This window comes from Streptomyces sp. NPDC092045, from assembly GCF_044756005.1.
Taxonomy (GTDB): Bacteria; Actinomycetota; Actinomycetes; order Streptomycetales; family Streptomycetaceae; genus Streptomyces.
Map to the genome: position 1 here is coordinate 53,803 of NZ_JBIVSC010000004.1, position 20,790 is coordinate 74,592.

At 71.4% G+C, this 20,790-nt stretch carries 19 protein-coding genes and 1 riboswitch; of the genes, 10 read left to right on the forward strand and 9 right to left on the reverse strand.

Features of this window, described 5'->3' with window-relative positions:
• Nucleotides 1-159 precede the first annotated feature (159 nt).
• The 6 genes from ACIQKA_RS13715 (at nucleotide 160) to def (ending at nucleotide 5,766) form a co-directional block, all read left to right on the forward strand.
• Nucleotides 160-816 (forward strand): sigma-70 family RNA polymerase sigma factor, encoded by a 657-nt coding sequence (locus tag ACIQKA_RS13715; protein ID WP_030207302.1) that lies wholly within the window; start codon nucleotides 160-162, stop codon nucleotides 814-816.
• Nucleotides 813-1,130: a mycothiol system anti-sigma-R factor gene (rsrA, locus tag ACIQKA_RS13720; protein WP_383158000.1), complete on the forward strand. Its 318-nt coding sequence runs from the start codon at nucleotides 813-815 to the stop codon at nucleotides 1,128-1,130. The genes ACIQKA_RS13715 and rsrA overlap by 4 nt, the downstream gene beginning before the upstream one ends.
• A 222-nt stretch (nucleotides 1,131-1,352) precedes the next feature.
• Nucleotides 1,353-2,729, forward strand: a complete 1,377-nt coding sequence (locus ACIQKA_RS13725) for an HD-GYP domain-containing protein (RefSeq protein ID WP_402541267.1) — start codon at nucleotides 1,353-1,355, stop codon at nucleotides 2,727-2,729.
• Complete coding sequence (locus ACIQKA_RS13730; protein WP_402540998.1) at nucleotides 2,726-4,003, forward strand: HD-GYP domain-containing protein; 1,278 nt, start codon at nucleotides 2,726-2,728, stop codon at nucleotides 4,001-4,003. The genes ACIQKA_RS13725 and ACIQKA_RS13730 overlap by 4 nt, the downstream gene beginning before the upstream one ends.
• 79 nt (nucleotides 4,004-4,082) lie before the next feature.
• Complete coding sequence (locus ACIQKA_RS13735; protein WP_104860402.1) at nucleotides 4,083-5,063, forward strand: hypothetical protein; 981 nt, start codon at nucleotides 4,083-4,085, stop codon at nucleotides 5,061-5,063.
• A gap of 67 nt (nucleotides 5,064-5,130) precedes the next feature.
• The gene (def, locus tag ACIQKA_RS13740; RefSeq protein ID WP_376247226.1) at nucleotides 5,131-5,766 is read left to right on the forward strand and encodes a peptide deformylase; all 636 of its coding nucleotides are present in this window, start codon (nucleotides 5,131-5,133) and stop codon (nucleotides 5,764-5,766) included.
• Here def and ACIQKA_RS13745 read toward each other — a convergent pair.
• The 7 genes from ACIQKA_RS13745 to ACIQKA_RS13775 all read right to left on the reverse strand — a co-directional run bounded on the left by ACIQKA_RS13745 (nucleotide 5,742) and on the right by ACIQKA_RS13775 (nucleotide 13,566).
• Entirely contained in the window at nucleotides 5,742-6,140 is a 399-nt protein-coding gene (locus ACIQKA_RS13745) for a DUF2809 domain-containing protein (protein ID WP_391093254.1), read from the reverse strand. The two genes, def and ACIQKA_RS13745, sit on opposite strands and share 25 nt — an antisense overlap.
• A gap of 262 nt (nucleotides 6,141-6,402) precedes the next feature.
• Nucleotides 6,403-7,419 (reverse strand): ribonucleotide-diphosphate reductase subunit beta, encoded by a 1,017-nt coding sequence (locus ACIQKA_RS13750; RefSeq protein WP_121829624.1) that lies wholly within the window; start codon nucleotides 7,417-7,419, stop codon nucleotides 6,403-6,405.
• Nucleotides 7,419-9,794 (reverse strand): ribonucleoside-diphosphate reductase subunit alpha, encoded by a 2,376-nt coding sequence (locus ACIQKA_RS13755; RefSeq protein ID WP_402540999.1) that lies wholly within the window; start codon nucleotides 9,792-9,794, stop codon nucleotides 7,419-7,421. Before ACIQKA_RS13755 ends, ACIQKA_RS13750 begins: the two co-directional genes overlap by 1 nt.
• A gap of 129 nt (nucleotides 9,795-9,923) precedes the next feature.
• A riboswitch (cobalamin riboswitch) is annotated at nucleotides 9,924-10,064 on the reverse strand.
• A 49-nt stretch (nucleotides 10,065-10,113) separates the two neighbouring features.
• Nucleotides 10,114-10,623, reverse strand: a complete 510-nt coding sequence (locus tag ACIQKA_RS13760) for a GNAT family N-acetyltransferase (RefSeq protein ID WP_383443905.1) — start codon at nucleotides 10,621-10,623, stop codon at nucleotides 10,114-10,116.
• An 81-nt stretch (nucleotides 10,624-10,704) separates the two neighbouring features.
• Complete coding sequence (mctP, locus tag ACIQKA_RS13765) at nucleotides 10,705-12,330, reverse strand: monocarboxylate uptake permease MctP (protein ID WP_383157987.1); 1,626 nt, start codon at nucleotides 12,328-12,330, stop codon at nucleotides 10,705-10,707.
• Nucleotides 12,327-12,581 carry a DUF3311 domain-containing protein gene (locus tag ACIQKA_RS13770; RefSeq protein WP_366371790.1) on the reverse strand — a complete coding sequence of 85 codons (255 nt, stop codon included), beginning with the start codon at nucleotides 12,579-12,581 and terminating at the stop codon, nucleotides 12,327-12,329. Before ACIQKA_RS13770 ends, mctP begins: the two co-directional genes overlap by 4 nt.
• Before the next feature lie 220 nt (nucleotides 12,582-12,801).
• The gene (locus tag ACIQKA_RS13775) at nucleotides 12,802-13,566 is read right to left on the reverse strand and encodes a GntR family transcriptional regulator (protein WP_383157985.1); all 765 of its coding nucleotides are present in this window, start codon (nucleotides 13,564-13,566) and stop codon (nucleotides 12,802-12,804) included.
• Between the two features lie 492 nt (nucleotides 13,567-14,058).
• Here ACIQKA_RS13775 and ACIQKA_RS13780 point away from each other — a divergent pair, with 492 nt between their 5' ends.
• The 4 genes from ACIQKA_RS13780 to ACIQKA_RS13795 all read left to right on the forward strand — a co-directional run bounded on the left by ACIQKA_RS13780 (nucleotide 14,059) and on the right by ACIQKA_RS13795 (nucleotide 18,900).
• The gene (locus tag ACIQKA_RS13780) at nucleotides 14,059-15,351 is read left to right on the forward strand and encodes an extracellular solute-binding protein (RefSeq protein ID WP_383157982.1); all 1,293 of its coding nucleotides are present in this window, start codon (nucleotides 14,059-14,061) and stop codon (nucleotides 15,349-15,351) included.
• Between the two features lie 131 nt (nucleotides 15,352-15,482).
• Nucleotides 15,483-16,505 carry a carbohydrate ABC transporter permease gene (locus tag ACIQKA_RS13785; protein WP_383157980.1) on the forward strand — a complete coding sequence of 341 codons (1,023 nt, stop codon included), beginning with the start codon at nucleotides 15,483-15,485 and terminating at the stop codon, nucleotides 16,503-16,505.
• A 26-nt stretch (nucleotides 16,506-16,531) separates the two neighbouring features.
• Nucleotides 16,532-17,368 (forward strand): carbohydrate ABC transporter permease, encoded by an 837-nt coding sequence (locus tag ACIQKA_RS13790; protein ID WP_383158019.1) that lies wholly within the window; start codon nucleotides 16,532-16,534, stop codon nucleotides 17,366-17,368.
• Between the two features lie 8 nt (nucleotides 17,369-17,376).
• Nucleotides 17,377-18,900, forward strand: coding sequence for a glycoside hydrolase family 3 protein (locus tag ACIQKA_RS13795; protein WP_402541001.1), 1,524 nt, complete (start codon nucleotides 17,377-17,379; stop codon nucleotides 18,898-18,900).
• Nucleotides 18,901-18,994: 94 nt separating this feature from the next.
• On the opposite strand, the gene nagB is transcribed toward ACIQKA_RS13795, so the two are convergent.
• Together nagB and ACIQKA_RS13805 are read right to left on the reverse strand one after the other, a co-directional pair.
• Nucleotides 18,995-19,780 carry a glucosamine-6-phosphate deaminase gene (gene nagB / locus ACIQKA_RS13800; protein WP_383156234.1) on the reverse strand — a complete coding sequence of 262 codons (786 nt, stop codon included), beginning with the start codon at nucleotides 19,778-19,780 and terminating at the stop codon, nucleotides 18,995-18,997.
• Nucleotides 19,781-19,965: 185 nt separating this feature from the next.
• On the reverse strand, nucleotides 19,966-20,715 hold the full coding sequence (locus tag ACIQKA_RS13805) for an SDR family oxidoreductase (protein WP_383156236.1): 750 nt from the start codon (nucleotides 20,713-20,715) through the stop codon (nucleotides 19,966-19,968).
• Nucleotides 20,716-20,790: the final 75 nt, after the last annotated feature.

Here is a 20,790-nt window from a genome sequence, read left to right on the forward strand (position 1 = left end):
TCGACCATCTGCCCGGAGCGCGCGCAGGGCGCTGACCTCGACTGGACGGTGCTGCCCGCGCCCAAGGGCACCCCGATTCGGGCGGCGGGCGGAGCGGTTCCTCGTCTATCCTCCGAAACGAGCGGGTCCGCCCCCGGGCTCGCCGCCGCGCTGGAGGAGGTGGGTCCGGTCACTGGGACCGACACAGGGACCGACGACGGCCCCGAGGAGACGACCGAGGAGCGCAACGCGCGCTTCGAGCGGGACGCCCTCGGCTACCTCGACCAGATGTACTCGGCCGCCCTCCGCATGACGCGCAACCCCGCGGACGCGGAGGACCTGGTGCAGGAGACCTACGCCAAGGCGTACGGGTCCTTCCACCAGTTCCGCGAGGGCACCAACCTCAAGGCGTGGCTGTACCGCATCCTCACGAACACCTTCATCAACTCGTACCGCAAGAAGCAGCGCGAACCCCAGCGCAGCGCCGCCGAGGAGATCGAGGACTGGCAGCTCGCCCGCGCCGAGTCGCACATGTCGACCGGCCTGCGCTCCGCCGAGTCCCAGGCCCTCGACCACCTTCCCGACTCCGACGTGAAGGAAGCGCTGCAGGCGATCCCCGAGGAGTTCCGCATCGCCGTCTACCTCGCCGACGTCGAGGGCTTTGCGTACAAGGAGATCGCGGACATCATGGGGACGCCCATCGGTACGGTGATGTCCCGGCTGCACCGGGGCCGCCGCCAGCTGCGCGGCATGCTCGAGGACTACGCCCGCGACCGCGGGCTCGTTCCCGCGGGCGCCGGAGAGTCGTCGAACGATCTGAAAGGCTCGGGCTCATGAGCTGCGGAGAGCCGCACGAGACGGACTGCTCGGAGGTCCTGGACCACCTCTACGAGTTCCTCGACAACGAGATGCCCGACAGCGACTGCACCAAGTTCGAGGTGCACTTCGAGGAGTGCTCCCCGTGCCTGGAGAAGTACGGCCTGGAGCAGGCCGTGAAGAAGCTCGTCAAGCGCTGCTGCGGCAGTGACGACGTCCCCACCGACCTGAGGGCCAAGGTCATGGGCCGGATCGAGCTGATCCGGTCCGGCCTGCCGACGCCCGAGCAGGACGTCACGGCGAACGCGCCCGCGACGCCCGCCCCGCAGGAGTAGCACGCGCGGGAACGGCACGCGCGGGGATGACGCACCACCTCCCGGGGGTGACGCACCCCCCGGGGGTGACGCACCCCTCCCGCACCGACCGGAACGGAGGCCGCCGCGACGCGTTCGCGGCGGCCTCCGGCGTAAGTCGGGTTGTATCACTCGAAGGTGCTAATCGCTCCCGGCGCGCCGTCGCGGGCCGCCCGACTCGCTAGCGTGACGGGGATGACGGGTGTGAAGGTCGTCCCCCCGGCGGCCCGCGTGTACATCGGCTCCGCCCTGCTCGCCGCCGGCGCGTGCGTCCTGCCCGCGCTGTCGCGCCCCGGCGCGCCCTGGGGAACGACCGCGCTCCTCGCCGCCCTGTACGCGCTCTGCGAGCTGCCCGCCCGCCGCCGTCTCCCGGGCCGCGCGCCCGGCGGCTCCGTCCCCGTGGACACCGGCTCCTTCTTCCCCGTGCTCCTCGCCGCCGCGCTGCTCCTGCCGCCCGCCGCCGCCGCGCTCACCGCCGTGCCCGGCAGCCTCCTCGCCCGCGTCGGGGAACCCCCGGCCGGACCGCGCCGCGCCTGGCGGGCCGCCGCCACGGCCCTCGCCGTCTGGGCCGCCGCCCACACCGCCGGAGCCCTGGGCGGCCCGGCCGCCCTCGGGCGCGGCGGCACCGCCCCCGACCTCCCGTACGCGCTGCTGCCCGCCGGCGCCGCCGCCCTCGCCTTCTGCCTGGTCCTCACCGCCCTCGACGGCGGCATCCGCGCCACCGCCGACGGGGTGTCCCCGCGGGCCGCCTGGCGCGGGCTCCTCGGCCGGGCGCTCGCCCCGCACCTCGTGCACGGCCTCGCCGGGCTGATGATGGGCGTCCTGTGGCGCGGCAGCCACGGACCGGCCGCGGGGCTCTTCGTGCTCCTGCCCATGTACGTCTCCTGCTGGGCCTTCGCCCAGTACCACCGCGAGCGCGCCGCCCACCAGGCCACCATCCGCGCCCTCGTCCAGGCCGTCGACATCAAGGACCGCTACACCCGCGGCCACAGCGAGCGCGTCGGCCACGCCTCCGTCCTCATCGCCCGCGAACTCGGCATGCCCGAGGACCGGCTCGACGCCGTCCGCTTCGCCGGCATCCTGCACGACGTCGGCAAGCTGGGCGTGCCCACCCGGGTGCTCCGCAAGGACGGGCCCCTCACCCCCGAGGAGCGCCGGGTCATCGAGCTGCACCCCGAGTACGGGCACGAGATCGTCCGGGGCATCGGCTTCCTCGGCGAGGCGCGGACCGCGATCCTCCACCACCACGAGCGCATGGATGGCAGCGGCTACCCCTACGGGCTGCGCGGCGAGCAGATCCCCGAGTTCGCCCGGATGGTCGCCGTCGCCGACGCCTTCGACGCCATGACCTCCAACCGCTCCTACAGCCGCGCCCGGCCGGTCCCGGTCGCCGTCGCCGAACTGGAGCGGTGCGCCGGCACCCACTTCGACCCCCGGATGGTCGGCGCCCTCGTCCGGGCCCTGGACCGGCACGGCTGGCGGCCCGCCGTCACCGCCGACGAGCCCCCGCCCGGCGGGAACGTGCCCAAGGCCCGGGGCGCGTCCACCCCGTCCTCCACCCCGTCCGGGGAGCGCGCGTGAGGCCCGGCGTCCTCACCGTCGGCGCCGTCCGCACGGCCGCCCTGCTGCTCGGTCTCACCGCCCTCGGCTCCACACTCCGGCACGGGATCGACCGGCCCGGCACCGCCCTCGCCTTCGGCGCCCTCGTCGCCCTCGGCGCACTGGTCCGCCGGGGCGCTCCCGGCGAGCGGGAGCCCGCGCCGCTCGCCGCCGCCGGGGCCCTGGCGTACGCCCTGCTCGGCGAGAGCGCCGGGAGCCCCGCCACCCACGGCGTCCTCCAGACCGTCGCCGTCGCCACCGCCGCGGGCCTCGCCGGGGCCGCCCCCCACCTCGTCCGGGGCCGGGGCCCGGGCCCCGACCACCTCGCCCGCCGCGTCCTCACCATCGGCTTCGCCGCGCTCTGCTTCCAGCCCCTCCGTCCCTCCGGCGCGGTCGTCCGCCACCTCGGCGAGGGCCCGCCGTACGTCCTCTCCCTCGGGCTCCTGCTCCTCCTCACCGCCCTGTGCGACGCCGTGCTCGCCGCCCTCCTGCTCCGCGCCCGTACGGGATTCCCCTACGGCCCCCTCCTCCGCGACGAGCTGCGCGCCCTTCTCGGCATCGGCTCCGCCGTCTGCGCCACCGGCGCCGTCATGGCCCTCGGCGTCGCCGCCGCCGGACCGTGGGCCCTGCCCGTGCTCGCCGTCCCGCTCCTGCTCACCCAGGTCTCCCACCGGCGCTACGAGGCCGTGCGGACCGTCAACCGGCAGACCATCGCCTCCCTCGCCCGGGCGACCGAGGTCGCCGGCTGCACCCCGCCCGGCCACGCCCGCCGGGTCGCCGCCCTCAGCACGGCCGTCGGACGCGAGCTGGGCCTCTCCGGGAACGAACTGACCGTCCTCGAACACGCGGCGCTCATGCACGACATCGGCCAACTCTCCCTCGTCGACCCGGTGGAGGGCGGCGCCACCGCCCTCCTGCCCGCCGAGGACCAGCGCCGGATCGCCCTCCTGGGCGGCGCGGTCGTCCGCAGGACCGGGGTCCCGCCGGCCGTCGCCGTGATCGTCGAGCGGCAGGCCGAGCCGTACCGCGAGCAGCCGCTGCCCGCCCGGATCGTCCGGACCGTGAACGCCTACGACGACCTGACGAGTACCGGACCGGGAACCGGGGCAGGAGGGGGTGCGGGCGCGGCGCTCGACGCCCTGGAGAGGCTCCGGCTCGGCACCGCCCGCGACCACCACCCGGACGTCGTCGAGTCCCTGGCCAGGGTCCTGGCCCGGGGCGGGGCCTCCGGGATGACCCCGGTCGTCCCTGGGTAACCCATGGGTAATGAGCGCGTGTCCGACCGGGCATGGTTGGATGCGAACAAGAGGGTGAAGCGACCGGCAGGCGGGAATCGTGAAGATCTTCGGGAAGGTACGGCATCGGCCCTCCGCCTCGTGGCGGCAGGCCACCGACCGCGCGTTCACGCTGATCGGCGACGGCCGGTACGAGGACGCGGGCGCGCTCCTCACGCGCGCGGCGGACCTGGAGCCCTGGCTCTCCGAGTCCTGGTTCAACCTGGCGCTGCTGCACAAGTTCCGCCACGACTGGGAGCAGGCCCGGGCCGCCGGACTGCGCGCGGTCGCCCTGCTCGACAAGGAGACCGGCGCTCCCGACTGGTGGAACGTCGGCATCGCCGCCACCGCGCTCCAGGACTGGCCGCTGGCCCGCCGCGCCTGGCAGGCGTACGGGCTGCGGGTGCCCGGGGCCGCCTCCGGCACGGGCGAGCCCGTCGGCATGGAGCTGGGCAGCGCCGCCGTCCGGCTCTCGCCCGAGGGCGAGGCCGAGGTCGTGTGGGGCCGCCGGCTCGACCCGGCACGGATAGAGGTGCTCTCCATCCCGCTGCCGTCCTCCGGGCGCCGCTGGGGCGAGGTCGTCCTCCACGACGGCGTGCCGAACGGCGAGCGCACCACCACCGCCGGGCCCTCCTACCCGGTCTTCGACGAGATCGAGCTGTGGGCCCCCTCGCCCGTCCCCACCTGGGTGGTCCTCCTGGAGGCCGCGACCGAGGCCGACCGGGACGCCCTGGAGCAGCTCGCCGCCGAGGCGGGCTTCGCCGCCGAGGACTGGTCGTCCTCCGTGCGGCTGCTCTGCCGCGCCTGCTCCGAGTCGACGATGCCGAGCGCCGAGGGCGAGGGCGAGCACTCCGACCCCCACGACCACAGCGAGCCGGGGCACCCCGGGCCGCTCGGCCACCGCTCGCCCGGCGAGCTGTGGGTGCCGGAGCGGGAGTGCGGCATCGCGGCCCCGGCCGGGCTCGTGCGCGGACTCCTCGACGGCTGGGTGGCGGACAGCCCGGACAGCCGCGAGTGGCGGGATCTCGAAGAGGTCTGCTGAGCGGCCCGCCCCTTCCCCGTAGGCTGTCCTCCGACGGAATCGGGTTTTCAGGAAGGCGCGGCCGGACATGGCGCAGCAGGAGACGGACGAGCAGACGCAGATCAACGACGGTTTCGTCGTGGACACGGAGGACTGCGAGGCGCGCGAGCTCGCCCACCGCGAGCGCGGCAAGGCCCGCCCGATCACGGTCGTCGGCAACCCGGTGCTGCACAAGGAGTGCAAGGACGTCACCGCGTTCGACGACGAGCTCGCGGCGCTGATCGACGACATGTTCGCCAGCCAGAAGGCCGCCGAGGGCGTGGGCCTGGCCGCGAACCAGATCGGCGTGGACCTCAAGGTCTTCGTCTACGACTGCCCGGACGACGAGGGCGTCCGCCACACCGGCGTCGTGATCAACCCGGTGCTCCAGGAGCTGCCGGCGGACCGCCGCGTCCTGGACGAGTCCAACGAGGGCTGCCTCTCCGTGCCGACCGCCTACGCCGAGCTGGCCCGCCCGGACTACGCCGAGGTCCACGGCCGCGACCCGCAGGGCAACCCGATCAAGGTGCGCGGCACCGGCTACTTCGCCCGCTGCCTCCAGCACGAGACGGACCACCTCTACGGCCGCCTCTACATCGACCGCCTCTCCAAGCGGGACCGCAAGGACGCCCTGCGCCAGATGGAGGAGGGCACCCCGCGCTACGAGACGGTCCCGAACGACTGATCCGCGCCTCTTCGTGCCCGTACGGCGCGGTGGACGGCCCAGCCGAACACCGCGCCGACCGCGTACCAGAACAGGTCCGGCGCGTTGAACGACGTGCCGAACACGAGCCGCGCGAGCGTGCTGTGCGCGGCCAGCTCCGCCGGGACGCCGCTCAGCTGGAACAGCTCCACGGCGCAGCTGAACCCGAGCGCGGTCCCTGCCGCCGCCCCTGCCTCGACGCGGGGTGCGAGGAGCACCACGAGGGTCATGACCAGCACCGTGTAAAGCGCGTCTCCCGCGTGCTCGGCGACGATCCCGGACCCCGTGGAACGGGCTCCGAGTCCCACGGCGACGACCACCAGGGCCGCACCGCCCGCCCGGAGGCGCGTCCGCATGCGATCGTCCGTGCCAGAGCCTGGCGTCATCGCTCCGTGCCTTTCTCGAAGTCGACCAGGACCTGAGAGGCCAGATCCACCCGCGCGCCGGACAGCAGGCCCCGGTCGAACCGCCACGGCACCCCCCGATGTCATCCGTTGCCGCGTCCCGCCTCGCGCACGTGGTGGTGCCCGCACGATACGGGTGCCGGATCCGCCGGAGCGGGGCATACGGCGAAGGGCCCCGCACTCCGGAGAGTGCGGGGCCCTTTCCCTTACGTGCTCAGAAGTCCTCGTCCAGGTCCACCGAGCCCTCGACCGCCACCTGGTAGGCGGACGGGCGGCGCTCGAAGAAGTTGGTCAGTTCCTGGACGCCCTGGAGCTCCATGAAGGAGAACGGGTTCTCCGAGCCGTACACCGGGGCGAAGCCGAGGCGCTGGAGGCGCTGGTCGGCGACGCACTGGAGGTACTCGCGCATCGACTCGGTGTTCATGCCCGGCAGGCCGTCGCCGCACAGGTCGCGGCCGAACTGGAGCTCCGCCTCCACGGCCTCCTTCAGCATGTCCGTGACCTGCTGCTGGAGCGCGTCGTCGAAGAGCTCCGGCTCCTCCTTGCGGACGGTGTCCACGACCTCGAAGGCGAAGTTCATGTGCATCGTCTCGTCGCGGAAGACCCAGTTGGTGCCGGTCGCCAGACCGTGCAGCAGGCCCCGGGACCGGAACCAGTACACGTACGCGAAGGCGCCGTAGAAGAACAGGCCCTCGATGCACGCGGCGAAGCAGATCAGGTTGAGCAGGAAGCGGCGGCGGTCGGCGGCCGTCTCCAGGCGCTCGATCTTCTCGACCGAGTCCATCCACTTGAAGCAGAACTGCGCCTTCTCGCGGATGGAGGGGATCTCCTCGACCGCGTCGAACGCGGCGGCGCGGTCGTCCGGGTCGGGCAGGTAGGTGTCGAGCAGCGTCAGGTAGAACTGGACGTGCACGGCCTCCTCGAAGAGCTGCCGGCTCAGGTAGAGCCGCGCCTCGGGGGAGTTGATGTGCTTGTACAGCGTCAGGACCAGGTTGTTCGAGACGATCGAGTCGCCCGTCGCGAAGAACGCGACCAGACGGCCGATCATGTGCTGCTCGGCCGGGGTCAGCTTGGCGAGGTCGGCGACGTCCGAGTGGAGGTCGACCTCCTCGACGGTCCAGGTGTTCTTGATCGCGTCCCGGTAGCGCTCGTAGAAGTCCGGGTAGCGCATGGGACGGAGGGTGAGTTCGAAGCCCGGGTCGAGCAGGTTCTTCTGTTCGGTGGAGCTCATTACTGGCAGGCCTCGCAGGACTCGGGGTTTTCCAGGGAGCAGGCGACCGCGTCGGGGTCGGCGACCTGCTGGACGGGGATCGGCGCGGCGGCGGCCGTCGACGCCTGGGCGGCGCGGGCGATCCGGGTGGCCGGGCGGGAGCGCAGGTAGTACGTCGTCTTGAGGCCCTGCTTCCAGGCGTACGCGTACATCGACGACAGCTTGCCGATGGTGGGCGTCTCCAGGAACAGGTTCAGCGACTGCGACTGGTCCAGGAACGGGGTGCGGGCGGCGGCCATGTCGATCAGGCCGCGCTGCGGGATCTCCCAGGCCGTGCGGTACAGCTCGCGCACCTCGGCCGGGACCCAGGTGAAGCCCTGCACCGAGCCGTTGGCGTCGCGCAGCGCCTCGCGGGTCTGCGCGTCCCAGACGCCGAGCCTCTTCAGCTCGTCGACCAGGTACGAGTTGACCTGGAGGAACTCGCCCGACAGCGTCTCGCGCTTGAACAGGTTGGAGACCTGCGGCTCGATGCACTCGTACACGCCGGCGATCGAGGCGATCGTCGCGGTCGGCGCGATGGCGAGGAGGAGGCTGTTGCGCATGCCGACGGCGGCGATCCGCTCGCGCAGCGCCGTCCAGCGCTCCGGCCAGTTCAGCTCCACGTCGTAGTGGTCGGGGTGCAGCACGCCCCGGGCGGCGCGGGTCTTCTCCCAGGCGGGGAGCGGGCCGTTGCGCTCGGCGAGGTCGGCGGAGGCCTCGTACGCGGCGAGCATGATCCGCTCGGCGATCCGGGTGGAGAGCGCCCGCGCCTCGGGGGAGTCGAAGGGCAGCTTCAGCTGGAAGAAGACGTCCTGGAGGCCCATGGCGCCCAGGCCGACCGGACGCCAGCGGGAGTTGGAGCGGCCCGCCTGCTCGGTCGGGTAGAAGTTGATGTCGACGACCCGGTCGAGGAAGGTGACGGCCGTGCGGACGGTCGCGTCCAGGCGCTCCCAGTCGATGTCCGAACCGGACACGAACGCGCCGAGGTTGACCGAGCCCAGGTTGCAGACCGCGGTCTCGCCGTCGTCCGTGACCTCCAGGATCTCCGTGCAGAGGTTGGAGGAGTGGACGGTGTGGCCGGGCTCGGCGGTCTGGTTGGCCGTCCGGTTCGAGGCGTCCTTGAAGGTCATCCAGCCGTTGCCGGTCTGGGCCAGGGTCCGCATCATCCGGCCGTACAGGTCGCGGGCCGGCATCGTCTTGCGGGCCAGGCCGGCCGCCTCGGCCCTGCGGTAGGCGGCGTCGAACTCCTCGCCCCACAGGTCGACGAGCTCGGGCACGTCCGAGGGGGAGAACAGCGACCACTCGGCGTCGGCGTTCACGCGGCGCATGAACTCGTCCGGGATCCAGTGCGCCAGGTTCAGGTTGTGCGTGCGGCGCTGGTCCTCGCCCGTGTTGTCGCGGAGCTCCAGGAACTCCTCGATGTCCGCGTGCCAGGTCTCCAGGTAGACGGCGGCGGCGCCCTTGCGGCGGCCGCCCTGGTTCACGGCGGCGACGGAGGCGTCCAGGGTCTTCAGGAACGGCACGATGCCGTTGGAGTGCCCGTTGGTGCCCCGGATCAGCGAACCGCGGGCGCGGATGCGGGAGTACGAGAGGCCGATGCCACCCGCGTGCTTCGAGAGGCGCGCGACCTGGTGGTAGCGGTCGTAGATGGAGTCCAGCTCGTCCTGCGGGGAGTCCAGGAGGTAGCAGGAGGACATCTGCGGGTGGCGGGTGCCGGAGTTGAAGAGCGTGGGGGAGGACGGCAGGTAGTCCAGCCGGCTCATCAGGCGGTACAGCGCGGCCACTTCGTCGAGCGCGCGGACGCTCTCGTCCTCGGCCAGGCCGCAGGCGACGCGCAGCATGAAGTGCTGCGGGGTCTCGATCACCTTGCGGGTGATCGGGTGGCGCAGCAGGTAGCGCGAGTAGAGGGTGCGCAGGCCGAAGTAGCCGAAGCGGTCGTCGCCGGCGCGGTCGATCGTGGCGTCGAGGCGGTCGGCGTGCAGCGCGACGAACTCGGCGGTGCGGTCGGCGATCAGGCCCTCGCGGTGGCCGACGGCGACCGAGGAGGAGAAGTCGACCGAGCCCTGGGAGGCGGCCTCGTCCGCGATGGTGACGGTGAGGAGCCGGGCGGCGAGCCGGGAGTACGCCGGGTCCTCGGCGATCAGGCCGGCGGCCGCCTCGGTGGCCAGCTCGCGCAGCTCCGCCTCGTCCGCGGCGGAGCTGCGGCCGCGGAGCGCGGCGGCGGCGACCCTGCCGGGGTCGGTGTCGGGGAGATCGGCGGTGAGGTCGGTCAGGGTCCGCAGCAGTACGGTCCCGGGGCCGTCGCTCTCGACCGCGGAAGCCTCGGCCGAAGCCGGATCGGCGGGCGCGATGGTCACGTGGGGGCTCTCCCTCGCTCGGCTCGGGGCCTCGGCGGGGGAGGGCGGACGGGCGGGCGTCCAGGCGTGACGCGCCGCGTCCACCGGCCCACTCCGCGAGGCCCGGACGTCTGTGGCACCCGGAACGGAAGGACCGGGTGCGCTGTCGGCAGGTGTTCGGACTCACCCCGGACGAAACCGCACGAAGCACACCGTTGCGGGACAGTTCCGGATTCGCGCCGGATTCCCCTGCGTCGACAGCGAGGACGAGCATACATGTGGGGGGCGCCGCTCATGGCACCCCCCACATGTTGTGTCGCCCCCTGGAAGGGACTTGGGCTCAGAACTCCAGGGAGTAGGTGCGCAGAGAGTGATCGGGGGAGGGCTCCCAGTCCCGGTGCGGGGTGCGGACGAAGCCCGTCCGCTCGTAGATCCGGTGCGCCGCGATCATCTCCGCGCCCGTCGAGAGCACGATCCGGGCGCACCCCGGGAGGGCCCGCGCCCGGTCGACACAGGCCCGTACGAGGGCCTCCCCGACGCCCCGGCCGCGGGCCTCCCGGGCGACCGCGAGCATCCGGAACTCGGCCTCGCCGGCCACCGCGATGTCGGCCCACGGGGTGCCGCCCCGGGCGAAGGTCACCCCGCCGACGATCCGCCCCGCCGCGTCCCCGGTGTCCTCCGCGACGAGGACCTCGCTCTCGCGGGCCCGCCGCTCCGTGTCCCGCAGCACGGCCAGGTAGGAGTCCTCGGCACCGTACTTCAGCAGTCCGTCGTCCAGATAGGTGCGCCCGGTCAGTTCGCCGAGCACCTCGTACTCCTCGGGCCGTACCGCCCTGATCGTGAAGTCCATGGGGGAAGTGTGCACACCGGGGACGCGCCGGGGCCCGGGGCCTCCTGGTGGAGGTCCCGGGCCCTTTCGGCGCTGCCGGTGTCAGTGGGTGGGCGTGGTGGCCTTCTCCATCTCGACCCGGACGCCGGGGTCGCCGGCGTCGGCCGTGTAGTCCGACGGAGAGGTCTCGTCGACGCCCTCGGGGGCCTTGAGGGCCTTGAGGACGAAGGTGAGGACCACGGTGACCACGACGTTGAGGACGAAGGCGGTGAGGCCGATGTAGCCGATCTCGCCGATGCCCGGGATCTCGGCGGAGGAGCCGCCGAAGTGCTTCTGGGTCGGGCTGGCGACGCCGTAGGCGGCGACCGTGCCGTAGACCATGCCGACGGCCCAGCCCGCGAGCAGCGCCCAGCGGTGGAACCAGCGGGTGAACAGGCCGCCCACCAGGGCCGGGAAGGTCTGGAGGATCCAGATGCCGCCGAGCAGCTGGAAGTTGATCGCGACCGTCTTGTCCATGGTGAGGACGAAGGCGAGCGCGCCGACCTTCACCAGGAGCGAGACGATCTTGGAGACCTTGGTCTCCTGCGCCGGAGTGGCGTCCGGCTTGATGAAGTCCTTGTAGATGTTCCTGGTGAAGAGGTTGGCCGCGGCGATCGACATGATCGCGGCCGGGACGAGCGCGCCGATGCCGATCGCGGCGAACGCGACGCCCGCGAACCAGTCCGGGAACATGGTCTCGAAGAGCTGCGGAATGGCGAGCTGGCCGTTCTTCACCTGGATCCCGGCGGCGATCGCCATGAAGCCGAGCAGCGCGAGCAGGCCCAGCATCAGCGAGTACAGTGGCAGGATCGTGGTGTTGCGGCGGATGACCTCGCGGCTCCGGGACGACAGCGTCGCCGTGATGGAGTGCGGGTACATGAAGAGCGCGAGCGCGGAGCCGAGCGCGAGCGTCGCGTACGTCCACTGGCCGGCCTCGCCGGGGACGAGCGCGCCGCGCGGCTTGTCGGTCGCCGGGTTGGTCTGTGCGAAGGCCTCGCCCGCCTTGCTGAAGATCTCGTCGAAGCCGCCCAGCTTGATCGGGATGTAGATGATCGCCACCGCGATGACGATGTAGATCAGGGTGTCCTTGACGAAGGCGATGAGCGCGGGGGCGCGCAGGCCGGAGGAGTACGTGTAGGCCGCGAGGACGCCGAAGGCGATGAGCAGCGGCAGGTCCTTGACGAACCAGTGGGTGTTCTCGCCGCCGCCGACGCCCATCACGTCCAGGACGGCCTGGATGCCGACGAGCTGGAGCGCGATGTACGGCATGGTGGCGAGGATGCCGGTGACCGCCACGGCCAGCGACAGGCCCTTGGAGCCGAAGCGGCCCCGGACGAAGTCGGAGGTGGTCACGTACCCGTGCTTGTGCGAGACCGACCACAGGCGCGGCAGGAAGGTGAAGATCAGCGGGTAGACCAGGATCGTGTACGGGACGGCGAAGAAGCCGGCCGCGCCCGCAGCGTAGATGGCCGCCGGGACGGCGACGAAGGTGTACGCGGTGTAGAGGTCGCCGCCGAGCAGGAACCAGGTCACCCAGGTGCCGAAGGACCGGCCGCCGAGGCCCCACTCGTCGAGGCTGTGCTCGTTCTCGGCCCTGCGCCAGCGCGAGGCGAGGAAGCCCATGACCGTGACGGCCAGGAAGAAGAAGATGAAGACGGCGAGCGCCACGCCGTTCACGCCGTCCTTCATCGCGCGTCGCCTCCCTCGCGGGACCGCTGGTCCCGCTGCCACAGCTTGTACGCGATCATGGTGAGCAGGGTGGAGACCAGCACCCAGAGCATCTGGTACCAGTAGAAGAAGGGGATGCCCGCGAAGAGGGGTTCGGCCTTCGCGTAGGAGCCCACCCAGAGCATCGCCACGAACGGGGCGACGAGACAGAGCGCGATCACCACCCGCAGGGGGGTGACGGTCGGTTGTTTCCCTTGTGCCGCTTCTGACATGGCGATGTCGTCCCCTCGCTGATCACCTCGGTAATGCTGGGGAAATCTAGGGGACGCGTCCGCTCCATGGAACCCCCGTCCGCATAACGGATCTGTTTTGTCGGAAGCGGCCCTCTTCGATCGCCGGCGGCGCCGTGCGGAGGGAATACGACATTCCCGGAAACGCGAAACGGCCGCACCCGACGGGGGTGCGGCCGTTGCGCGGGAGGGGCGCCGCCGCTCAGTCGTTGGGGCGCTGGAGGCGGGCCACGAACTTGTACCGGTCGCCCCGGTAGACGGACCGCACCCACTCCACCGGCTCGCCCTGCGCGTCCAGCGAGTGGCGGGAGAGCATCAGCATCGGCAGGCCCACGTCCGTGCCGAGCAGCCCGGCCTCGCGCGGGGTGGCGAGGGAGGTCTCGATGGTCTCCTCGGCCTCGGCGAGGTGCACGTCGTAGACCTCGGCGAGCGCGGTGTAGAGCGAGGTGTACTTCACCAGGGAGCGGCGCAGGGCCGGGAAGCGCTTCGCGGACAGGTGGGTGGTCTCGATCGCCATCGGCTCCCCGCTGGCGAGCCGCAGGCGCTCGATGCGCAGGACCCGGCCGCCGGCCGAGATGTCGAGCAGTCCGGCGAGGGTGTCGTCGGCGGTGACGTAGCCGATGTCGAGGAGCTGGGAGGTGGGCTCCAGGCCCTGGGCGCGCATGTCCTCGGTGTACGAGGTGAGTTGCAGCGCCTGGGAGACCTTGGGCTTGGCCACGAAGGTGCCCTTGCCCTGGATGCGCTCCAGGCGCCCCTCGACGACCAGTTCCTGGAGGGCCTGGCGCACGGTGGTGCGGGAGGTGTCGAACTCGGCGGCGAGCGTCCGCTCCGGCGGGACGGGCGTGCCGGGCGGCAGGGTCTCGGTCATGTCGAGCAAGTGCCGCTTCAGCCGGTAGTACTTGGGCACGCGCGCGGTACGGGTGGGCGTCCCGCTCTCTGTCTCCGTGCTGCCCGCGTCCGTGGCCATGGCCTGCCTTCCCGACTCCTGTGCTGTTGCCGTCACCGGCTCCTCCGTCTGTCGCGGCTCACATGGTGGCACGCTTCATGTGCCTCCACGGTTTCTCCTGCCGATATGTGCCGGTTCGGCGAGGAGGAGTCGTTCCCTGCTTCTTATACACCGTGATATCCCCCGTTGGTCTAGGCCATTCCGGCCGAGAGGTGAGAGGCTTCCTCCGGCGGGACGGGAGGGGTCCTCCGGACCGCCGGGGTGCGCGCGGCACCCTCGGCAGGGCGCCGGATGGCGCGATTCCTGCGGTGGTGGCCGGTCTGGACCAGGTGTCGGTCCGATAACGGACGCCCATACCCGTCTTGCGCACTCTTGACACCCAAAAAGGTCTAGGCCAAGCTCCGAGTACTGGTCTAAACCATTAAAGACCAGGTCCCAGCCCCACGAGCATTACCCGACGTATGTCTTCGCGCGGTGGGCAGGGGGGTTGCAGGCATCCCTGAGGAGGGTGGCGTGAAGCGCAAGCTCATCGCGGCGATCGGCGTCGCGGGCATGATGGTCTCCATCGCTGCATGTGGTTCCGACAGCGACAAGGCCAAGGACGGCGACAAGGGCACGGCCGGGGGCGACAAGACCCTGACCGTCTGGGTCATGGACGGTTCCGCTCCCAAGGAGTGGATCGACGGGGTCAACAAGGAGTTCGAGGCCTCGCACCCCGGCGTCAAGGTCAAGGTCGAGACGCAGCAGTGGACCGACATCCAGACCAAGGTCACCACGGCGCTCTCCGAGAACACCCCGCCGGACGTCCTGGAGATCGGCAACACCCAGACCACGGGCTACGCCGCCTCCGGCGGTCTCGCCGACCTCACCGGTGACAAGGACAAGCTCGGCTACGCCAACTGGAGCGAGGGCATCAAGCCCTCGGCCGAGCTGGAGGGCAAGCTCTACGCCGCTCCGTGGTGGGCCGCCAACCGCGCCGTGATCTACGACAAGGCCGCCTTCAAGAAGGCGGGCATCACCCCGCCGAAGACCCGCGCCGAGTGGCTCGAGGGCCTGAAGAAGCTCAAGGCCTCCGACCCGAAGTCGCAGCCGATCTACCTGCCCGGCCAGAGCTGGTACGTCTTCGCCGGCTTCCTGTGGGACGAGGGCGGCGACCTCGCCACCAAGGACGGCGACAAGTGGAAGGGCGGTCTCGGCACCGCGCAGGCCGCCTCGGCCATCAACTTCTACAAGGAGCTGCAGTCCTACTCGACCGCTCCGAAGGACAAGGACGAGGCGACCCCGCAGCAGTCCACCGACATCGTCCCCAAGGGCGGCGTGGCGTCCTGGATCGGTCTCGGCTGGGAGGCCGGCGGCGCGATCGACGCCATCAAGAAGGCCGGCAAGACGGCCGACTTCGGCTACTTCCCGATCCCGGGCAAGACGGCCGACAAGCCGGGCTCCGTGTTCTTCGGCGGCTCGAACCTCGCCGTCGCCGAGCGTTCGCAGAACAAGGACCTCGCGAAGGAGTGGCTGACCCTCGCCACCAACAAGAAGGGCATGCAGTCCTACGGCACCGCCGTCAAGGGCGGCATCGTCCCGAACGACCCGTCCGCGCAGATCCAGCCCGAGGCCGGCTCCTTCGCCGAGGCGATGGTGAAGTCCGCGAGCAGCGGCCGCATCACCCCGATCACCGAGGGCTGGGCCAACGTCGAGACCGAGCCCAACCCGATCAAGGGCTACATGACCAAGGTCCTGAAGGGCGAGGACCCGAAGAAGGCCGGTGACGAGGCCGACAAGGTCATCGCCGAGCGCCTCAACCAGTAGCGGTAACCACCCCGGTGGCGCGGCCGGATCGTACCGGCCGCGCCATTCGGCCATTGCAGTGAACAGCGGCCCGCTCCCCCGGGCCGCGCCCCGGTGGGCGCGGGAGCCCCAGAACCGCGAGGAAGAAGACCATGACCGTGGACTCCCAGGGGACGGCCAGCGCCGCTCCTCAGGACGCGCCCGGGAGGGCGGCAGGGAAGTCGCAGACTCCGCCACCCCCTTCCGGCGCGAAGGAATCCCTTCGGCCTCCGCGTGGCAGGCGCTCCCTGCCCAGCGGGCTGCTGCCGTACCTGCTCGTCACGCCCGCCCTGCTCTCCATGGCGGTGCTGCTGCTCTACCCGCTGTTCCGCAACGTGGTCCTCTCCTTCCAGGGGGTCAACAAGCGGGAGATGATCCGGCGCGAGACGCCCTGGATCGGCTTCGAGAACTACACCAAGCTGCTGAGCGACCCCGACTTCTGGAGCGTCGTCGTCCGGTCGCTCGTGGTCACCGCCGTCAACGTCGCCCTGGTGATGCTGTTCGGCACGCTGATCGGCATGCTCCTCAACCGCCTCGGCAAGAAGATGCGGTTCGTGCTCTCCCTGGCGCTGATGTTCGCCTGGGCCATGCCGATCGTCGCCTCGGTCACCGTCTTCAAGTGGCTCTTCGACGAGCAGTTCGGCGTCGCCAACTGGCTGATGCGCTCGATCGGCTTCTCCGGCTACGACCAGCACAACTGGTTCGAGACCGGCTTCTCCACCTTCGTCATCGTGACGATCCTGCTCGTCTGGGGCTCGATCCCCTTCGTCGCCCTCAACATGTATGCCGCCCTGACCACGGTCGGGTCCGAGCTGTACGAGGCGGCCAAGATGGACGGCGCGAGCGGCTGGCGCACCTTCTGGTCCGTGGTCTTCCCGAACCTGAAGCCGTTCTTCATGATCACCACGTTCCTGGAGATCATCTGGATCTTCAAGGCCTTCACCCAGGTCTACGCCATGAACCAGGGCGGCCCCGACCGGACCTCCGAGACCCTGCCGGTCTTCGCCTACATCGAGGGCATGGGCCAGCAGCACTACGGCCTCGCGGCCGCCATCTCGATCCTCACCATCGTGATGCTGCTCGTGGCCATGTCCTTCTACTTCCGCCTGATCCTGAAGCAGGAGGACGAGCAGTGAGCACCACCACCCCGACCCCCCAGAAGCTGCGGACCCGCAGCCCGCTCCGGCCGGCGACGGTGGCGAAGAACCTCGCCGCCCTCGTGGTCGCCGTGGTCTTCGTCTTCCCCGTCTACTGGATGTTCTCGTCCTCGCTGAAGCCGCAGAGCGAGATCCTGACGAAGGATCCCGTCTTCTTCTTCACGCCGACCTTCGAGAACTACTCCACGGCCACCGGCGTCGACCTGTTCTGGACCTACGCCACGAACAGCCTGATCGTCACCGCCGGCGCCGTCCTCCTGGCCCTGCTCGTCGCCCTGTCGGCGAGCTTCGCGATCGCCCGCATGAAGTTCAAGGGCCGCAAGGGCATCGTCCTGATCGTGATGATGGCGCAGATGGCCCCCTGGGAGGTCATGGTCATCGCGATGTACATGATCGCCCGCGACAACGACATGCTGAACAGCATCCCGCTGCTCACGGCGATCTACTTCGTGATGGTCCTGCCCTTCACCATCTGGACCCTGCGCGGCTTCATCGCCGCCGTCCCGGTGGAGCTGGAGGAGGCCGCGCAGATCGACGGCTGCACCCGCGGCCAGGCCTTCCGCAAGGTGATCTTCCCGCTGCTCGCCCCCGGTCTGATGTCGACCTCGCTCTTCGGCTTCATCACCGCCTGGAACGAGTTCGCGATGGTCCTGGTCCTGAACAAGGACAAGACGAACCAGACCCTCACGCTCTGGCTGACCCAGTTCCAGACCGCCTTCGGCAACGACTGGGGCGCCACCATGGCCGCCTCGACCCTCTTCGCGCTCCCCGTGCTCGTCGTGTTCATCTTCCTCCAGCGCAAGGCCGTCGGCGGCATGACCGCCGGCGCGGTGAAGGGATAACGGGTCTCATGACCACTCTCGTACACGCCTCGGACACGCTCACCCGTGACGCGCTCACCGTCCTCCAGCCCGGCTTCGTCGGCACCACCGCTCCCGACTGGCTGCTCCGCCGCATCGGCGAGGGCCTGTCGTCGGTCGGCCTCTTCGGCCGGAACATCGTCACCCCCGAGCAGCTCACCGCGCTCACCGCGCAGCTGAGGGCCGAGCGGGACGACGTCCTCGTCGCCATCGACGAGGAGGGCGGCGACGTCACGCGCCTGGAGGTCAAGCAGGGCTCGTCCTTCCCCGGCAACTACGCCCTCGGCAGCGTCGACGACGTCGAGCTCACCCGGGCCGTGGCCCGCGAGCTCGGCCGCCGGCTCGCGCAGTGCGGGGTGGACCTCAACTGGGCCCCCTCCGCCGACGTCAACTCCAACGCCGAGAACCCGGTCATCGGCGTCCGGTCCTTCGGGCCCGACCCGGACCTGGTCGCCCGGCACACCGTGGCGTACGTCGACGGCCTCCAGGGCGTCGGGGTCGCGGCCTGCACGAAGCACTTCCCCGGACACGGCGACACCAACGTCGACTCCCACGACGCGCTGCCCCGGATCGATGTGGACCTCGCCACACTGCACGCCCGTGAGCTGGTACCTTTCCGCGCGGCCGTCGCCGCGGGTACCAAAGCGGTCATGAGCGCGCATATCCTTCTGTCCGCGCTCGACCCGCACCGTCCGGCCACCCTGAGCCCGCAGATCCTCACCGGTCTGCTGCGCCAGGAGCTGGGCTTCGAGGGGCTGATCGTCACCGACGGCATGGAGATGCAGGCCGTCTCGGCGACGTACGGCATCGAGCGCGGCTCCGTCCTCGCCATCGCCGCGGGCGCCGACGCCATCTGCGTCGGCGGCGGGCTGTGCGACGAGGACACCGTACTGCGGCTGCGCGACGCGCTCGTCGGCGCGGTACGGACCGGTGAACTGCCCGAGGAGCGGCTGGCCGACGCCGCGGCGCGCGTGCGCGCCCTGGCGGCCTGGACCCAGGCGCACCGGGTCAGGGGGGCTGGATCGGCGCCGGGCGCGGCAGTGCAGGAGGGGACCGCGCCCGGCGCCGACATCGGACTCGTCGCCGCCCGCCGGGCCCTGAGGGTGACCCGCGGGGAGCGTCCGTACACCCCGGTCACCGGCACCCCCTACGTGGCGTCCTTCACCCCGGTCGCGAACTTCGCCGTCGGCGACGAGACCCCCTGGGGGATCGCGGCGGAGCTGGGGCGGCTGCTGCCCGGCACGGAGACCGGCTCGTACGACGAGTCCTCCGCCGGATCCGTCCTCGCCGACGCGGGGGAGCGGCGCGTGGTGGCCGTCGTGCGCGACCTCCACCGGCACCCGTGGATGATCCGGGCCCTCGACGGTCTCCTCGCGGCCCGCCCCGACACCGTCGTGGTCGAGATGGGCCTCAACGAGGCGGAGCCCCGCGGGGCCCTGCACATCGCCACGCACGGCGCGGCCCGGGTCTGCGGCCGCGCCGCCGCCGAGGCCGTGGTCGGCACCGGAGCCTGACGGCTCCCCGCCGACGCCGTGCGCGAAGGGGCCCGGCACCTGTCCTCAGGTGCCGGGCCCCTTCCTCACGCTCTCACCGGGGTTCCGGGCGTTCTCAGATGCCCTGCCAGGCGGGCTTGTTCGCGAAGGTGTGGCGGAAGTAGTCCGCGAGCTTCAGCTTGGAGGCGGCGGCCTCGTCCACGACGACCGTGGCGTGCGGGTGGAGCTGGAGCGCGGAGGCCGGCACGAGCGCCGCCACCGGGCCCTCGACGGTCTGCGCCACGGCCTCCGCCTTGCCCTCGCCGGTGGCGAGCAGCACCAGGTGGCGGGCCTCCAGGATGGTGCCGATGCCCTGGGTGATGACGTGGTGCGGCACCTGCTCGATGTCGTCGTCGAAGAAGCGCGCGTTGTCCACCCGGGTCTGCTCGGTGAGCGTCTTGATCCGGGTCCGGGAGGCGAGCGAGGAGCACGGCTCGTTGAAGCCGATGTGTCCGTCGGTGCCGATGCCGAGGATCTGGAGGTCCACGCCGCCGGCCTCGCGCAGGGCCCGGTCGTACTCCTCGCAGGCCGCCTGGACGTCCTCGGCGGAGCCGTCGGGCCCCATGAAGGCCTCCGGGGAGAGCCCGAGCGGCTCGACGACCTGCCGGAGCACGGTGGAGCGGTACGACTCCGGGTGCCCGGCGGGGAGGCCGACGTACTCGTCCAGCTGGGCGATCCGGGCCCGCGAGGCGTCCACCGCGCCGTCCCCGACCCTGGCGATCAGGGCCTTGTAGATGGGCAGCGGAGTCGAACCGGTGGCCACGCCGAGCAGCGCGTCGGGCTTGCGGCGCAGGAGGCCGGCGATGCCGTCCGCGATGAGCTCTCCGCCCGCCTCGGCGTCCTTGACGATGACAACTTCCACGCTGTGCCTGCCGATCTGGTGAGGGGCTGGGAAGGGGTCCGGTGGTATAGACCAATCTAAGGTCAAATCTAGCAGAGGAGAGCCCTCCCTCCCATGCCGTTCCGCCCCCCGGACGGCCCCGCTCCCATCGTCGGCCGCCCCCGCCCCGCCGGCCACCCGGGCGCCGGGCGCGCGGCCCCGGCGGCTCAGGTCAGCGAACCCCCCGTGGCGTCGATCCATGCCCCCGTCACCCACCGCGCGTCGTCCGAGGCCAGGAAGGCCACCACGTCGGCTATCTCGGCCGTGCTCCCGATCCCGCCCAGTGCCGAGTACCCCGCCGCCCGCGCGGCGGCCTGCTCGTCGTCCTCCAGCCACGCCGTGTTGTCCGTCGCCACGATCCCGGGCGCCACCGAGTTGACCGTGATCCCGCGCGGGCCCAGCAGCTTCGACAGGTCCCGCGTGAGGACGTCCAGCGCCCCCTTCGACATCGAGTAGGCGATCAGGTCCGGCATCAGCGCCGTCCTCGTCAGCCCCGTCGACACGTTGACGATCCGGCCCCCGTCCCGCAGCCGCTCCGCGCCGAGCCGCGCCAGGAAGAACGGGGCCTTCGTGTTCACCGCGAAGACCCGCTCGAACTCCTCCTCGGTGATCGTCGCGAAGGGGCTCGACACGCCGATCCCCGCGTTGTTCACCAGGATGTCCAGCCCGTCCGCCCGCGCGTCGAAGTCCTCCCAGAGCGCCGCCGCGTCCCCCGGCGTCCCCAGCTCCCGGCCGAGCGCGAACGCCTCGCCGCCGGCCGCTTCGACCGCCGCGACCGTCTCCTTCGCCGCCGCCTCGTTCGTCCCGTAGTGCACCGCGACCCGCGCCCCGTCGCGCCCCAGTCGCTCGGCGATCCCCCGCCCGATGCCCCGGCTCGCGCCCGTGACCAGCGCCGTCTTCCCCGTGAGCACGCCCATGGCGCCGCCCCCCTTCATATCTGTAGCGGTCGTTATGAAAAGACCGTACCCCACTTCCGTAGCGCGCGCTATAGA

Bases quoted from the DNA above. Each gene is read 5' to 3' on its own strand.
- rsrA (WP_383158000.1), top strand. From the start codon at position 813: ATGAGCTGCGGAGAGCCGCACGAGACGGACTGCTCGGAGGTCCTGGAC.
- def (WP_376247226.1), top strand. From the start codon at position 5,131: ATGGCGCAGCAGGAGACGGACGAGCAGACGCAGATCAACGACGGTTTC.
- ACIQKA_RS13745 (WP_391093254.1), bottom strand. From the start codon at position 6,140: ATGCGGACGCGCCTCCGGGCGGGCGGTGCGGCCCTGGTGGTCGTCGCC.
- ACIQKA_RS13750 (WP_121829624.1), bottom strand. From the start codon at position 7,419: ATGAGCTCCACCGAACAGAAGAACCTGCTCGACCCGGGCTTCGAACTC.
- ACIQKA_RS13760 (WP_383443905.1), bottom strand. From the start codon at position 10,623: ATGGACTTCACGATCAGGGCGGTACGGCCCGAGGAGTACGAGGTGCTC.
- mctP (WP_383157987.1), bottom strand. From the start codon at position 12,330: ATGAAGGACGGCGTGAACGGCGTGGCGCTCGCCGTCTTCATCTTCTTC.
- ACIQKA_RS13770 (WP_366371790.1), bottom strand. From the start codon at position 12,581: ATGTCAGAAGCGGCACAAGGGAAACAACCGACCGTCACCCCCCTGCGG.
- ACIQKA_RS13775 (WP_383157985.1), bottom strand. From the start codon at position 13,566: ATGGCCACGGACGCGGGCAGCACGGAGACAGAGAGCGGGACGCCCACC.
- ACIQKA_RS13785 (WP_383157980.1), top strand. From the start codon at position 15,483: ATGACCGTGGACTCCCAGGGGACGGCCAGCGCCGCTCCTCAGGACGCG.
- ACIQKA_RS13795 (WP_402541001.1), top strand. From the start codon at position 17,377: ATGACCACTCTCGTACACGCCTCGGACACGCTCACCCGTGACGCGCTC.
- ACIQKA_RS13805 (WP_383156236.1), bottom strand. From the start codon at position 20,715: ATGGGCGTGCTCACGGGGAAGACGGCGCTGGTCACGGGCGCGAGCCGG.